The 13,534-nt window shown below is 61.6% G+C and carries 10 protein-coding genes; 7 read left to right on the top strand and 3 right to left on the bottom strand.

Annotated features, from left to right (window positions below):
* Positions 1–9 precede the first annotated feature (9 nt).
* Positions 10–972 (bottom strand): AfsR/SARP family transcriptional regulator, encoded by a 963-nt coding sequence (locus HGO92_RS00685; protein WP_346768799.1) that lies wholly within the window; start codon positions 970–972, stop codon positions 10–12.
* A gap of 174 nt (positions 973–1,146) precedes the next feature.
* Here HGO92_RS00685 and HGO92_RS00680 point away from each other — a divergent pair, with 174 nt between their 5' ends.
* The 3 genes from HGO92_RS00680 (at position 1,147) to HGO92_RS00670 (ending at position 3,206) form a co-directional block, all read left to right on the top strand.
* Positions 1,147–2,028, top strand: coding sequence for an SDR family oxidoreductase (locus HGO92_RS00680; RefSeq protein ID WP_169991000.1), 882 nt, complete (start codon positions 1,147–1,149; stop codon positions 2,026–2,028).
* Positions 2,029–2,240: 212 nt separating this feature from the next.
* The gene (locus tag HGO92_RS00675) at positions 2,241–2,618 is read left to right on the top strand and encodes a nuclear transport factor 2 family protein (protein WP_169990999.1); all 378 of its coding nucleotides are present in this window, start codon (positions 2,241–2,243) and stop codon (positions 2,616–2,618) included.
* A gap of 141 nt (positions 2,619–2,759) precedes the next feature.
* Positions 2,760–3,206 carry a cupin domain-containing protein gene (locus HGO92_RS00670; RefSeq protein ID WP_346768798.1) on the top strand — a complete coding sequence of 149 codons (447 nt, stop codon included), beginning with the start codon at positions 2,760–2,762 and terminating at the stop codon, positions 3,204–3,206.
* Between the two features lie 79 nt (positions 3,207–3,285).
* Here HGO92_RS00670 and HGO92_RS00665 read toward each other — a convergent pair whose 3' ends face one another.
* Positions 3,286–3,954 (bottom strand): haloacid dehalogenase type II, encoded by a 669-nt coding sequence (locus tag HGO92_RS00665; protein WP_205834074.1) that lies wholly within the window; start codon positions 3,952–3,954, stop codon positions 3,286–3,288.
* A gap of 202 nt (positions 3,955–4,156) precedes the next feature.
* Here HGO92_RS00665 and HGO92_RS00660 point away from each other — a divergent pair, with 202 nt between their 5' ends.
* A complete protein-coding gene (locus HGO92_RS00660) occupies positions 4,157–6,538 on the top strand; it encodes an FdhF/YdeP family oxidoreductase (protein WP_169991937.1) in 2,382 nt (793 codons plus the stop codon).
* Between the two features lie 50 nt (positions 6,539–6,588).
* Here HGO92_RS00660 and HGO92_RS00655 read toward each other — a convergent pair whose 3' ends face one another.
* Positions 6,589–9,276: a LuxR C-terminal-related transcriptional regulator gene (locus HGO92_RS00655; protein ID WP_169990997.1), complete on the bottom strand. Its 2,688-nt coding sequence runs from the start codon at positions 9,274–9,276 to the stop codon at positions 6,589–6,591.
* Positions 9,277–9,931: 655 nt separating this feature from the next.
* Here HGO92_RS00655 and HGO92_RS00650 point away from each other — a divergent pair.
* From HGO92_RS00650 to HGO92_RS00640, 3 genes are read left to right on the top strand one after another with little or no spacing between them, the layout of a single operon-like run.
* A complete protein-coding gene (locus HGO92_RS00650) occupies positions 9,932–11,449 on the top strand; it encodes a sugar transferase (RefSeq protein WP_169990996.1) in 1,518 nt (505 codons plus the stop codon).
* The gene (locus tag HGO92_RS00645; protein ID WP_169990995.1) at positions 11,449–12,531 is read left to right on the top strand and encodes a Gfo/Idh/MocA family protein; all 1,083 of its coding nucleotides are present in this window, start codon (positions 11,449–11,451) and stop codon (positions 12,529–12,531) included. Before HGO92_RS00650 ends, HGO92_RS00645 begins: the two co-directional genes overlap by 1 nt.
* Positions 12,528–13,526, top strand: coding sequence for an NAD-dependent epimerase/dehydratase family protein (locus tag HGO92_RS00640; protein ID WP_169990994.1), 999 nt, complete (start codon positions 12,528–12,530; stop codon positions 13,524–13,526). The genes HGO92_RS00645 and HGO92_RS00640 overlap by 4 nt, the downstream gene beginning before the upstream one ends.
* Positions 13,527–13,534: the final 8 nt, after the last annotated feature.

The following is a 13,534-nucleotide window of genomic DNA, read 5'->3' as shown; positions in this document are numbered from 1 at the left end:
CTCCTAGTGTCAGCCGACGGTCAACGCCTTATTGAGGAAGGCGCTGATGACGCGGCCTGCAGTATTTGTGTACGACGACGCCGCCTGCGCGCGTTTGCCGGTGACGGCCAGCGTGTTTTGGTGCGTCGGCTGGGAGCGCATGCGGTCGTTCAGATAGAGCAGGGCTTCGAGGACTTCGGTGAGTTCGCCGTCGTCCTCTACGGTTTTCTGTAGCAGCCGCGCGTGGGCGGCGCGCAGGGTTGGCCCCGGCGTGCAGCCCAGCTCCCGGTCCAGCAGGCGCCGGCACTTGTCGTAGGCCTGGAGGCCCTCGGCGTAGCGGCCGGCAGACTCCAGCGTGGCGACCAGCGTGGACCACGCACGTTCGTTCAGCGGCTCCGACGCCACAGCCCGCCCGGCCCAGTGCAGCGCATCCTGCGTGCGTCCCAGATACTCAGCGGTTTCGGCCGCCCGGATCTGCACCGACGTCACCAGGGACGCATGGTGGACACGAGCCTCGTCGGCCCACTCGGTCGCCAGCTCGTCCCCGAGCAGCGGCGCCGATGCCAGCTTCAGTGCCTGTGCCAGCAGGGGATAGGCCTCCGCCGGCGCGCTTTCGTCGGCCTCGGCGACCAACTGGTTGAACCGGACCAGATCCACTTCCACCAGGTCCGGATCGAGGACGTAGCTGCCGGTTGCGGTCCGCAGCGGGCCGGTCTTGGCGTCGCCGGGCTGCAGACTGCGCCGCAGCAGGCTGACGTAGCTTTCCAGCGTGGCCTGTGCTTTGCCCGGTGGTTTGCTGCCCCAGAGCAATTCGATGAGCTCGCCTTTGGAAACGGGCGAGCCGAGTCTCAGCAGCAGAATTTCAAAGATCTGCCTGGCCTTCGGGCTGCCGAGGGTGGCCGACGTCAGGACGGTTTTGCCCCGACGGACTTCAAGGTTGCCGATCATCTGTACAGAAATGGGCGTGGCGTGCCCGGCGGTTATTTGCTCCACACATCCCCCTTGCATCTCGCATTCCCCAATGCGTCGCATTCCCCACGAATGCTCTCTTCATCATGACTGGTAACGATTGAGTTTCAATGGTGCAGTTGGGGCATGTCGGCCGCCCAAAATTGGGGGTTGCCCGAATATGGATTCTGAGGCAAAGGCAACGAAGGGCAGTTGGATATGACAGTGCTGATAGCGGGATGCGGCGACCTGGGGACGGAAGCGGGACTGCGGTTTGCCGCGGCCGGCCACCGCGTGATCGGCTGGCGGCGCTCGCCGGAAAAGCTGCCCGCGCAGCTGGAGGGCGCCGCCGTGGACCTCACCGGTCCGCTGCCCGAAATCCCGGCCGACACGGACATTGTGGTCATCGCGACGGCGGCTGCCGAGCGGACGGAGGCGGCCTACCGCAGCGCGTACGTTGACGCGCTCGCCAACCTGCTGGATGCGATGGAGCACGACGGCGTCCGGCCGCGCCGGGTGTTGTTCGTGTCTTCCACCGCGGTGTACGGGGAGAACGACGGCGGCGAGGTCGACGAAGCCACGCCGGCCCGGCCATCGACGGCCACCGGCAAGATCTTGCGCGAGGCGGAGGAGTTGCTGCACGCCCGGCTGCCGTCCGCCGTCGTGCTGCGCCTGGGCGGCATCTACGGTCCGGGACGCACACGGCTGATCGACCAGGTTCGGCAGGGGACCGCGGTGATCCCGGATCCGCCCCGGCTGACCAACCGGATCCACCGGGACGATGCCGCCGCGGCGATCGTGCACCTGGCCACGGCCATCGAGGTGCCGGAGCCGCTGTATGTCGGGGTCGATTCCGAACCGGCGGAACTGGGGGAGGTGTTGCGGTTCCTGGCGAGCGAACTGGGCGTGCCGGAACCGCCGGCCGCTGGGGTAGCGGCGATACGTGGCGGGAACAACGCGCCGGGCGGAACCAACGCGCGCGGCGGGGATAAGCGCTGCAGCAACAGGCGGCTCATCTCCACCGGTTTCCGGTTCAGCTTTCCGTCATTCCGCGAGGGCTATCGCGCCGTGCTCGCCGGCGAGGGCGTGCGCCACCCCTGACGGTCAGCCTCCGCTCGGCGGGCGAGGGTGTGCGCCACCCGCGAAGTTCGTTTTCTGTTTGCCGCGGCGCTCATCAAAGTCAGCACCGTCGGCACGTCTGGATGGTGACCGGGGCGGGTACATGAACCTTGAGGGTGCACATTGGGCCGCGGGCCAACGGGCCAAAAACCGGACGCCGCGGGTCGAAAAACGCGGGCAGCGAGGGGATGACCATGACACAGCATGAAGCAGAAGCGAGCAGGGGCAGCCCGCGCACGATCCAGGAGGTGCTCAATTCGCACCTCCACTGCCGCACGGTGGGGGATCTGGAAGGTGACCTGCGCGAGAACTATGCGGACGACGTCGTACTTCTGTCGGCTGAGGGAGTGAACCGCGGCCACGACGGCGTGCGGTACCTTGCGGGCGTTCTGCAGAGCTACATCAAGGACGGGTCGTTTCAGTTCCACAAACTGCTGACCGACGGCGAGGTTGGCATGCTGGTATGGACCGGCTCCACGGACGAGCTGGAAATTCACGACGGCGTGGACAGTTTTGTGGTCCGCGACGGCCGGATCGCGGCGCAGACCATCCACTACTCCACCCGGCGCTGACCTGCGAGCGCAATGCTCCTGTGACTCATCCCACAGGAAGGCGCGGAAGGGCCTAGGATGGTGGGAATCCGCGGTCCACGGGGATCCGAAGCGGACAGCATGATTCACGCAGTCTGGGAGGCAGAAGTGAAGAAGTTTTCTTTGACCGCAATAGGACGCCGTCATCTCGACACCGCGCGGCGGGTCACCAGCGGCAGAAGCGCCAACACGGTGTACGGCGGGCACGAACATGTTCTGCGCCAGACCGTGATCGCGCTCGCCGCTGGCCAGGAGCTGAACGAACACCTGAACCCGGGCGAGGCAACCGTCCTGGTCCTGAACGGCCGCATCCGTTTGGCCACGCAGACCGACCGCTGGGATGGCCGGGATGGCGATCTCCTCGTGGTTCCGCCGGGGCTGTACGCGGTCAGGGCCACGGAGGACTCAGTTGTCCTGCTGACCGTGGCCAAAACGGACCGGCTGCAGCAGCGCCCGGACGCTGGCTCTGCAACCCGGGAGGTGCCGGAGCCCAAAGCGGAGGATGAGGTGCCGGTCTCGGGGTATGAGCTGGACGAAGCTGCGGCCCCGGCCCTGTCGGAGAAAGGCTAGCCGGACAACGTTAGCCGGACAGAGCCAGCCGGAGAGTAGCCGGCGTGCAGGACGGCGCCGCTCTTCCTCGTGGAGGAAGTCACCGCGCCAAGGCAGTGGCCAGTTCGTCGAGGCTGGTGATCGTGTAGTCCGGTGCTTCGAAGTAGCCCGGGTAGTCCACGCCGCTGCGGTTGAGCCAAGCGGTCTGCAGGCCGGCCCGTTTGGCGCCGTGGATGTCCCAAGGATGGACGGCCACCAGGATCATCTGGTCCGGGTCCGTCTCGCAGACCCACGCGGCGTAGTCGTAGGCAGCCCGGGCCGGCTTCCAGGCGGGTGCGTCCTCTACGGAGAGCAGGTGTTCGAACTGCTCCAGCAGGCCGGCCGACCCCAGCAGGTTCCTCGCCACGTCGGCAGAACCGTTGCTCAGCGTGACCAGGCGCAGGCCGGCGCCGCGGAGAGCGCTGATGCCCTCGGCAACATCGGGATGAAGGGACAGGGCGGAAAAGCCGTCCATGATGTGCTGCACGGCCTCGTCAAGGTCGCGGTTCAGCGGAGCGTCCTGAAGCAAGCCGCCCAGGGACTCCGCGGCGATGCGGGCGAACTTCTCGTTGTTGCCCGCGGCTGCCAGGGCAAAGCCGTCGCGCAGGAGCCCCGCAAACCACACCTTCGCCAGGAAAGCCGGAGCTCCCGCCTGCGTGAACTTGGCGGACAGGGCAGAAAGGTCGGAGAGCGTTTCGTTGACGTCGAAAACCACAATGGACGGTTTCATGGCAACACCTTTCTGCTGGCGACCTGCTGGGAACCTGCTAACGACCCTACGGGAGGGCATCCAAGCCATCCAGAGGCCTGCTGGAATCCGGCAAATGCTTGCGGCCCCGCAGGATAACTGTTAGGCCTAAGGTACTCGTAATACTCCTGCTATGAGCACATCAATCGGACCTGCGTTTGTGGTGAAGAAGGGACGTGCGGCAATGACGCGCAATAATCCTGAGGTTGAGGAAGCCGACGAGAACGATCTCGAGGTGGAGAAGCCCAAATCCTGGGCGGCCGGAATCCCCGGCGTCGTGCATTCCATGCAGCCGGCGCTGAAGCACATGGGGGTGGACCGCAGCCGGAAGACCCTGCTGGCGATGAACCAGAAGGACGGGTTCGACTGCATGAGCTGCGCGTGGCCGGATCCGGACCACCGCAAGCCCTTCGAGTACTGCGAGAACGGGGCCAAGGCCGTCACGTGGGAGGCCACGCCGGTCACCATCGCCACGGAGTTCTGGGCCGAGCACACCGTGGAAGAGCTGCGCGGCCGCAGCGAATACTGGCTGGGCATGCAGGGCCGCCTCACCGAGCCGGTGTACAAGCCGGCGGGCGCGGACCATTATCTCCCGGTCAGCTGGGATGACGCCTTCAAGATCATTGCCGCCAAGCTGAACGGCCTGGACTCACCGGACGAGGCCGCGTTCTACACCAGCGGCCGCACGTCCAACGAGGCTGCCTTCGCCTACCAGCTGTTTGTCCGCGCGTACGGCACCAACAACCTGCCGGACTGTTCCAACATGTGCCACGAGTCCTCCGGCTGGGCGATGGGCCAGACCATCGGCATCGGCAAGGCCACGGTGAAGTATGACGACTTTGGCCAGGCGGACCTGATCATCATCATGGGCCAGAACCCGGGCACCAACCACCCGCGCATGCTCACGGCTCTGGAGGAGTGCAAGGAGAACGGCGGCGAGATCGTCGCGGTCAACCCGCTGCCCGAGGCCGGCCTGCGCCGGTACAAGAACCCGCAGACGGTCAAGGGCATCATCGGCCACGGCACCGAGATCGCGGACCAGTTCCTGCAGATCCGGCTCGGCGGGGACATGGCCTTGCTCCAGGCCCTCTCCAAGCGCGTGCTCGACGCCGAGGCCGCCAATCCCGGCACCGTGCTGGACCACGAGTTCATCCAGGCCCACTGCGAGGGGCTCGAGGAACTCAAGGCGCACCTGGACAAGCTGGACGAACAGGCGGTCCTGGAGGCCACTGGTTTGCGCGCCGAGGAGATCGACGAGCTTGCCGCCCGCTACCTCAAGGCGGACAAGGTCATCATCACCTGGGCCATGGGGCTGACCCAGCAGAAGAAGGCGGTCTCCACCATCAAGGAGATCATCAACCTGCTGCTCCTGCGCGGCAACATCGGCAAGCCCGGCGCCGGCGCGTCCCCCATCCGCGGCCACAGCAATGTGCAGGGGGACAGGACCATGGGTATCTGGGAACAGATGCCGCCGTCGTTCCTTGACTCGCTTCAGGACGAATTCGGCTTCAACCCGCCGCGGGAACACGGCGTGGACGCGGTCCAGGCCATTGCCAAAATGCGCGACGGCGGGATCAAGGTTTTCATCGCGCTCGGCGGCAACATGGTGGCCGCCATTTCGGACACGGCCGCGGCCGAGGAGGCCATGGAGAACACGGAGATGATTGTCCAGATCTCCACCAAGCTCAACCGCTCGCACACCGTCATCGGCCAGGAAGCGCTGATCCTGCCCACCATGGGGCGCACCGAGATCGACCGGCAGGCCACCGGCGAGCAGTTCGTCTCCGTGGAGGACACCGTCAGCGCGGTGCACCCGTCCTGGGGCAAGGTGGAACCCGTGGCGCCGGGCCTGCTCTCCGAGGTCGCCATCGTCACCCGTCTGGCGCGCGCGGTGCTGGGGGACAAGGTCAACGTGGACTGGGCCGGCTTCGAGCGGGACTATGACAAGATCCGCGAGCACATTTCCCACGTGGTGGTCGGCTGCGAGAACTACAACCAGCGCATCCGGCAGGAGGGCGGCTTCATGCTGGCCAACGGGCCGCGCGATTCGCGCACCTTCAACACGCCTAGCGGCAAGGCCATGTTCAGCACCAATGACCTGGAGGCGCTGGACTGCCCGCCCGGCCGCCTGATCCTGCAGACCCTGCGCTCGCATGACCAGTTCAACACCACCATCTACGGCTACAACGACAGGTACCGCGGCATCAAGAAGGGCCGCCATGTGGTCTTCGTGAACCCCCAGGACCTGGTCTTGCTGGGCATCCATGACGGCCAGCTGGTTGACGTCCACGGGGAGCACGACGACGGCCGGGAGCGTGTGCTGCGCAAGTTCCGGGTAGTTGCGTACCCCACAGCCCAAGGGTGCGCGGCAGCCTACTATCCGGAGGCGAACGTGCTGGTGCCCCTGGACAGCGTGGCGGAAGTAAGCAACACGCCCGCCTCCAAGCAAGTTATCGTCCGGCTGGAACCGGTGCCGGAGGAAGCCGGGCCGGACGGCGGAAAGCAGGAAGGCGCAGGAGCCAAGGAGCCGTCAGCCGAGCTTGGCTGGGTCGGGACCGCGCAATAGGGAACTGTGAAGGTTGAGCCTGTGAATGGGCCTTGTTGCTAATAAACTCGCTACGAGGCCCTGCTTGACCTGCTAAGTACTTCTTGGAGTTCGTTGCGCCCCGATACGTTAAGTCGACTGTAAATCTGATACAAGTGGCCTTCGACGGTCCGAATGCTCAGCTGAAGAGCCTGCGCTATGGTCCTGTTGGATTCTCCTGCCGCGGCGTGCAAAGCAATGTCTCGCTGACGCGGTGTAAGCCCATCCCACAGCACGGGGTTTTCAAGCCTGGCTAGAGCCAAATTGTCCTGAGGAGGCTGAAAGAGCCGAGCGGCCTCGGCGGTATCCGAGTCGCCGGAGGCTGCAGCAGCATCCGCTGCCTGGTTGGCTGCGTCAATCGCAAACTGTTGGTGCCCAAGGTCGGCTGCGCCGCGAGCGACGTCCAGGAGTGCTTGGCCATCGCGTCGGCTGAGGGCCCGGCCGTACGCGCTGCATAGCGCGGCGAACCTACCCTGTGCGCCAGCAGCAGCGGGAGCGAGACGTTCGGCCGCTTCCATACCGCCTATTCTCGCGGCGGCGGAAAGGGCCAAGAGTTCGAAGGCAGTGTTTCCCAGGATACGGTCCTCCTCCGCAGCTTGCAGCAGCGTGCGGAGTACTGGTTCTCTCGAGTCGATCAGGGCTGCCGCGAGCGCTGAGAAATACAAAGCGATGCGTCTGGCCTTCCAACTGGCAGGCATATCGATCGACGTTGTCTCATGAAGCAGCGCGTGTGCCTCCTCGGCGTTGCCGGAAAGCGCGTACGCGTAAGCTGCAGCGGAGATGGCTAGATTCAGAATGCCGTGGGGGTCCCGCTCCCGCAACTGGTAAATTTCGGGTATTAGCCGTAGCAATGCGTCCTCGTGCAGGCCGCTCATAGCGTATGCAAGGCCCTCGTCGAGTGCTCCCACTGTGATATCGCAGGGCCCAGCGTCGGCGGAGGGACTTCTAGCTATCTCCCAGCAGGTATCCATGTTCCCCGCGATGAAATGCAGATTGAACAATGTGGCATGCACTGCTTCATGGACCGCAGGTTCCGTTTCAATCTGGCTCAAGCGTGCGGCAAGTTTCTGCGCGCCATGGAGTCCATTGTCAGCAGAGCCGGTGATGACTTTGGCCTCGTTCAGCCGAATTGTAAGGTGCCATTTACTGGGTTGGTCTGGTCCTTCGGCCTTGACCGCTTGCTTCAGCCGACGGATAGATTGACTGTAGTCACCTTCATAGGCGTCTGCTTCGAGACGAATGATCTCTATCTCTCTGCAGAGATCATGAAGCGTTACACTATTCCCTTCGTCCGCTTCATCGACCCGGGCTTGAACTCGATCAGCAACATCTTTGAGGACCAGAACTGTATTTTCATTGTGATCGTTTTTATTGAAGCATTCAGGGGCCAACTGCCGCCCAAACCGTAATAGCCTCGCCTCGTTTATTTTCAACCGAGCAAATTGTTCAATGTCCGATGGCTCTCCTGCTTTTCTGTAATGCTCGAAAAGCAATTGGTCGGCCTCTCTTATTCGCCCCTCGTTTATAAGCCCACGGACCATCTCACTGACAAACGAGGGATCGCTTTTCCACGACTTAGCGGCGGATAGGAACTTTATAGCCGCCCGCCCATCGGGAATCCTGTTCGCCTCTTCAGCGGCGGCTAGCAGGGTCTCTTCGTCCACATCGCAGCCGCTGCTCATCTGCCACGAGACGAAGGGGATAGGCCCGATGGGAGGATGCCCATTGGTGGCCTCTAACGACACGAGTGACTCCAACAGTCGTCTACTGCGCCCTGGAGGAACCTGCGAACGGACTATGGGCCCAGCCATGTCGTTTCTCATTCGGATCCGAACCGGATGACCCGAGCTGAACCGCAGCAGGCCCTGTTCATAAACTGCGTCGAGGTCCGCCGGGTCCGTCAACTGCAGCGCTGTTCCCAAGGGGAGCTCCTCCGAGAGAGCAATCAGTTCCACAAATGAACGTTGGCCGGCAGTCAGAAGAGCCAGTCTTGATTTCCATATGTCCGACACATGGCCGTCCAAAGGCGCTACCGTTCCCGACAGGATCCACCCGCCCGGCGTCTCCTTCAGGTGACCGGACTTTTTCCACTCAAGTGCGAGCGCCTTGATCAATCTCTGGTTGCCATTGCTGCACTTCCATAGCTCCTGCACCACGGCAAATGAGGTCGGACCCCTCAATCCAACAGCCAACATGACGGCAGCCGACGACATGGACAACGGTTCAAGCCGGACCATAGCTAGCTTGTCATCGTGACAGAGCACGGCCGCTTCCTCTCCCATAGGGAAAGTGTCGTCAAAGGTTCCAACTAACGTAATGCTCTTGTTCATGCATAACTGGGCCAATATGGCGGCCGAAACATCGTCCAGAAACTCTCCATGGTCCACGTAAAGGACCGGGAGTAACCCATTTGCCCGGGAATCGATCAAGGCTTCTAGGTGCCGGAGCAGGTGAAATTGGTTTCCGAGCACTTCAGAATTAAGCTGGCTCACCAGGGGATACAGCGCAGCTAACGGTTCCGCTCCTGCGCCGCCCTTCCCTTTGAGGAAAAATACAGCGATCCGTCCGTTCAAACGCTCAAGGACGTGTCGAACCAAGGCGGTCTTACCTACACCTGATTCTCCAAGAACAGCTGCCCCTTGACCGTTAAGGATGGCCTGTTCAAGGGTTTTGACGAGCTTGAGATCGTCGAAGTACGGCCAATCGTCGTGCAGGCTCATTTTCTCGGAATTTCCCTGAACGAAGGATGGACGATCGAATTTCTTGGCACGCTATCCCCCAACTTCCTTAATAGCTGTCGAATCGATACTAACTTGTTACGCAAGCCAAAGGTGCCCGTCCTCACATACGGCATACTGGATAATCAATTCATCGAACGAGTTAAGGGATTAAGCACCCTGTGACAGACGATTATTCAGGACCAAGGTCCCGTCAGTTCGGCTTTTATGACTTCTCGCGTATCTAGATAGATGAGGCTCCCAGCGGGCGGTCAGAACTTTGCCTGCAAAGACGAGTGTCCCGAGTAGTCGTACTCATTCAGCTCGCGGCGATTCGCAGGTACCCGAGTAGTAAAAGTTGAGTAGGGGCCACTCGTGCTAAGCCTCAGGGGAATCCATAAGCTGACCACAGGCATCCAAGGGTGGGTGCAGGGAAGCTAGTTGGGGCAGTCTGGGGAAAATCGGGGCACATGATGGAGCCAATTCTGGGCTTGAGGTCTGCCAAAATCCAAGCCGGCAGCGAAACGAGAGGTCAATCGCGGGGCACCTATGGTGGATCCCCCGCGGCGCACGATCAGGGTCGGCGGCGTGATACATGGCGCTGCCCCGACCACCTGTTATTGTTTCCGACCCTGTTCTCCCCGCGGAGGAAGGCGTCATGAGCGGGCTCAAAGTCAACGCGGCACTTGATGGCGAATCACTTAGCCTCGCTTCTGCTCTCCGACGGCGGCAAGCACGCAGGAATTCTATTGAAAAATCGGGTCGTCAATGGTGCCGCACGTATCAAAGCCATCTTCACGCATCCGACTCACTGGTCATAACCGCCGCGGTTGGCGTTTCGGGCATGGTCCTCTACGGACTGGAACCTGCTCCTACTCAAGTGACATGGCTTCTGTATGTCAGCACATCCTCTTTCATTGCTGGAGCCTGGCTCGCCATGCTGGAATTGTTCCGGACCCGCGATCGGAGCCTCATAGGAGTGGGAGCTAGCGAGTACAAGCAGGTATTGCGCGCCACGTTAGCAACTTTTGGGCTCCTGGCAGCAGCGTTCGTACTGCTGAACACTGTCCACTTCCGCGGTTTCTTTCTGTTGGACTTGCCTATCGGCGTTAGCCTGTTGCTTTTCACCCGCTGGCTCTGGCGGCGGCATTTGAATAAGCATCGAGCCTTTGGTCGGTATCTCTCTGACGTGCTGGTATTGGGCCGAAGCAAAGATGTGAAGTATGTCGCGACTCAGATCGAGAAGTACACAGGCGCTACCTATCAAGTCGTCGGCGCTGTGCTGGAAGAGACCGATCTGGACAGTGTCATTGTCTGCGGCCGCAACATTCGGAACGTGGGGAACCTCGACGACGTGGAAAGCGCAATAGCTTCGTCTGGTGCGGACGCCGTGATTGTGGCGGGTGATATCAGGGGTGGAGGCGTTTATATCCGTGATCTCGGGTGGCAACTGGAACGTAGCTCAACGGAGATCGTGTTGGCATCGTCACTGACCAATGTGGCGGGTCCCCGGATCCGCATTCGGCCGGTTGAGGGACTGCCACTGATGCACGTTGAACTGCCCTATTTCGAGGGCGGCAAACATGTGATCAAACGTGCAATGGATATTGTCATTTCCGCCGTTGCCCTGCTGATTTTGGCTCCTCTTCTCGTGGCGCTCGCCATCGTCGTAAAGCTCGACAGTGATGGGCCCGCCCTGTACCGCCAGGACAGGGTGGGCCGAAGGGGCAAACTTTTCCGGATGTACAAGTTCCGCTCAATGGTTCAGACGGCGGAGCAGGAACTTGCCCAGTTGAGGGATCACAACGATGGCAACGGGCTCTTGTTCAAGATTCGGGACGACCCGCGGGTGACCGGACCCGGCAAATGGCTCCGAAAATACTCCTTGGACGAACTGCCGCAGTTCTACAACGTCCTCCGAGGGGAAATGTCGTTAGTGGGACCTCGCCCGCCGTTGCCGAGCGAGGCATGCAATTACCAAGGCCACGTCCACCGTCGACTCTTTATCAAACCTGGGCTGACAGGACTCTGGCAAATCAACGGCCGCTCCGATCTGGATTGGGAAGAGGCTGTCCGGCTGGATCTCTACTACGTCGAAAATTGGTCCGTCACCGGGGATCTGATGATCATGTGGCGAACCTTCAACGTCATGCTCAAACCTGTAGGAGCTTATTGATGGAAAACGTCCAAAATCCACTGAAGGTAGGCGTCGTTGGCGCTGGGTACTGGGGGCCGAACCTGGCTCGCAATTTCGTCAACAGCTCCGACTGGGAGCTGAAGGCCATCTGTGACCAGGACATGACCCGGGCAGAAGATCTGGCACGCAAGACCGGCAGCCCTGCCGTCGTGGGTTCCATTGGAGCATTGTTGGAAAATCACGACATCGATGCCGTGGCCATAGCGACGCCTGCCAGAACCCACCATGCCATCGCGATGCAAGCCTTATCTGCCGGCAAGCATGTGCTGGTGGAAAAGCCTTTGGCAGACAATCGTCGATCAGGAATGGAGATGGTTGCTGCGGCCGAAGCAAGCGGCGCAGTACTAATGGCGGATCATACCTACTGCTACACGCCTGCAGTCATGAAGATTCAAGAGCTTATTTGCGAGGGCGAACTGGGCGAGATCCTTTACATAGACTCCGTCCGAATCAACCTCGGTTTGGTCCAGCCCGACGTGGACGTGTTCTGGGACCTCGCCCCGCACGATTTGTCCATTCTGGATTTCATTCTTCCCGGGGGATTGGCCTCGGCGACGGTTTCCGCGCAAGGTGCCGACCCGCTTCACTCCGGAAAGTCCTGTGTTGGATACCTTAGCTTGCCTTTAGCCAACGGTGCGCTCGCCCATATCCACGTGAACTGGCTCAGCCCCACTAAGATCCGCCAAATGGTCATTGGCGGCAGCCGGCGAACGCTCGTTTGGGACGATTTGAATCCGCAGCAGAGGATCAGTGTCTACGACCGCGGCGTGACCCTAGGCGACAGCAGGGATCGGCAGGAGGACGCGACTATCCGCAAGGCTGCGGCTATCAACTACCGACTCGGCGACACCTGGTCACCCGCCCTTCCCGAGTATGAAGCCCTCGGCAAGATGGTTGGGGAATTCGCGGCGAGCATCAGGGAAGGCCGGTCAGCCCGCACGGACGGCAGGGCCGCACTAAGAGTGCTATCCGTGCTTGAGGCTGCCAGCCGAAGCCTGGCTAGGGGCGGCCGCCGCAGCCAGGTTAGTGGATCCGAACTACTGCTGGAGAAGGCGATATGAGAAATCTGCAGGGAAGCAAGATCCTGGTCACCGGCGGTGCCGGCACCATTGGATCGGAAATTGTCGATCAGTTACTGGCCGCCGGCACGGAACGGATCGACGTTCTGGACAACCTCGTTCGTGGGCGTGAGGCGAACCTGGAAGCGGCATTGGCGAGTGGTCGCGTAAATCTTATCGTTGGCGATCTCGCAGACCGCGGGCTGGTTCGCGAGTTATGCGAAGGCAAGGATCTGGTCTTCCATCAGGCAGCTATCCGAATCACCCAGTGCGCCGAGGAACCTCGGCTGGCGATGGATGTTCTGGTCAACGGGACGTTCAACGTGCTGGAGGCTGCGGTAGCCGCAAGAGTGGAAAAAGTTGTCGCCGCCTCCAGCGCCTCGGTATACGGTCTTGCGGAGGAATTTCCGACGTCGGAGCGGCATCATCACCATAACAACGACACCTTCTACGGGGCCGCCAAGTCATTCAACGAAGGGATGCTGCGCAGTTTCCGGTCCATGTACGGGCTCAACTATGTGGCCCTCCGGTACTTCAACGTCTACGGGCCCCGGATGGACGTGCACGGTGCTTACACGGAGGTGCTAGTCAGGTGGATGGAGCGCATCGCTGACGGCCAGTCTCCCTTGATTTTCGGCGACGGCAGCCAGACCATGGACTTCGTCTTCACCGAAGACATTGCCCGGGCCAACCTGCTCGCAGCCATCAGCCCGTTGACTGAGGGTGTTTTCAACGTGGCCAGCGGGTCGGAAACGAGCCTCCTGGAACTGGCCGAGTCGTTGCTGGATGCGATGGATTCGGATCTCCCCGTGGAGCACGGTCCCGAACGCGCAGTCAACGGGGTGACGCGCCGACTCGCAGACGTATCGGCTGTCCGCGATGCGTTGGGATTCGAGGCAACAGTGCCGCTGTCTGTCGGATTACGCCGACTGGTCGAATGGTGGTCGCCACTGCGCGAGGAAATTGCAGCCGGCCGGTCATTGGCGACCGCCAAATAACTAACAGT

The organism is Crystallibacter degradans (assembly GCF_012952295.1).
GTDB classification, from domain to species: Bacteria; Actinomycetota; Actinomycetes; order Actinomycetales; family Micrococcaceae; genus Crystallibacter; species Crystallibacter degradans.
This window is presented reverse-complemented; position numbering and strand designations above follow the sequence as displayed.

Coding starts and splice junctions, on each gene's coding strand:
- HGO92_RS00675 (WP_169990999.1), top strand. CDS start 2,241: ATGACACAGCATGAAGCAGAAGCGAGCAGGGGCAGCCCGCGCACGATC.
- HGO92_RS00680 (WP_169991000.1), top strand. CDS start 1,147: ATGACAGTGCTGATAGCGGGATGCGGCGACCTGGGGACGGAAGCGGGA.
- HGO92_RS00655 (WP_169990997.1), bottom strand. CDS start 9,276: ATGAGCCTGCACGACGATTGGCCGTACTTCGACGATCTCAAGCTCGTC.
- HGO92_RS00660 (WP_169991937.1), top strand. CDS start 4,157: ATGACGCGCAATAATCCTGAGGTTGAGGAAGCCGACGAGAACGATCTC.
- HGO92_RS00645 (WP_169990995.1), top strand. CDS start 11,449: ATGGAAAACGTCCAAAATCCACTGAAGGTAGGCGTCGTTGGCGCTGGG.
- HGO92_RS00665 (WP_205834074.1), bottom strand. CDS start 3,954: ATGAAACCGTCCATTGTGGTTTTCGACGTCAACGAAACGCTCTCCGAC.
- HGO92_RS00650 (WP_169990996.1), top strand. CDS start 9,932: ATGAGCGGGCTCAAAGTCAACGCGGCACTTGATGGCGAATCACTTAGC.
- HGO92_RS00640 (WP_169990994.1), top strand. CDS start 12,528: ATGAGAAATCTGCAGGGAAGCAAGATCCTGGTCACCGGCGGTGCCGGC.